This window comes from Caballeronia choica (assembly GCF_001544535.1).
GTDB lineage: Bacteria > Pseudomonadota > Gammaproteobacteria > Burkholderiales > Burkholderiaceae > Caballeronia > Caballeronia choica.
Genome location: NZ_FCON02000500.1, coordinates 1 through 1,084, shown reverse-complemented (window position 1 = coordinate 1,084; position 1,084 = coordinate 1). Strand labels below are relative to the sequence as shown.

1 protein-coding gene is annotated in these 1,084 nt (G+C 61.3%); it reads right to left on the bottom strand.

Translation table 11 applies throughout. The annotated features are described in order from the left end of the window. Positions 1-1,084 (bottom strand): cbb3-type cytochrome c oxidase subunit I (locus tag AWB68_RS45290; protein WP_200828988.1); only part of this gene is annotated, 1,084 nt, incomplete at both ends.

Sequence of the window (1,084 nt, the reverse complement as noted above, 5' to 3'; positions counted from 1 at the left end):
TCTCCCACAACGGATGGCGGCTTCCGACAAACGGGACGGTCGCAAAGTTATAAGGCGGCGGAGGCGACGGAATGGACCACTCGAGCGTGGGTGCGTCCCAAGGATTGTCGCCAGCGGCCGGGCCTCGCTTGTAGCTCCATGCGAGATCGAACAGAAAGATCAGCACGCCAAGCGCGAACACGAACGACCCGAGCGAGGTGATCAGGTTGACGGTATTCCATCCCATATCGGCGGGATAGGTGTAGATGCGGCGCGGCATGCCAAGGAGACCCGCGATGTGCATCGGAAAGAAGGCGACGTTGAACCCGATGAACAGAACCGCAAAGCCGAGCTTGCCAATGCGTTCGCTCATCATGCGACCGGTGAACTTGGGAAACCAGAAGTAGATGCCGCCGATCACCGGAAAAACATTGATCCCAAGAAGCACGTAGTGAAGATGCGCCACGACGAAATAGGTATCGGTGAGTTGCCAGTCGAGCGGAACGGCGGCCGTCATCACGCCGGACACGCCGCCGATCACGAACAGCAGCACGAAGCCAGCGAAATAGAAGAAGGGGACCTTGAACACCGGACGGCCGGTATAGATCGTCGCGACCCATGCGAACGTGGCGACCGCGCTGGGGATCGCAATCACCATGCTGGCCGCGCCGAAGAACGCCAGGGCGAGCGCCGGAATTCCGGTGGCAAACATGTGATGGATCCACACGATAAAGCCCACTACCATCGTCGCGACCGTCGCCAGTGCCACCGGCGTGTAGCCGACGAGCGGCCGACGGCAGAAGACAGGCAACGCATCGGAGACAATCCCCATCGCAGGCAGCACCACGGCATAGACCCACGGGTGCGCGAACATCCAGAACATGTGCTGCCAAAGGAGCGGCTTGCCGCCATTCAAGACATCGAAGAAATGCGTGCCGAACTGCCGGTCGAGCCACAACATGAAGAAGGCGAGACTGACCGCCGGCACGGCCAGCAAATTGCCACCGGAAGCCGTCAGCGTGCCCCAGACGAGCACGGGAACCCGGTCGATGGACATGCCGGGTGCGCGCATGCGCGCCAGCGTGGCGATGAAGTTGACCGAGCC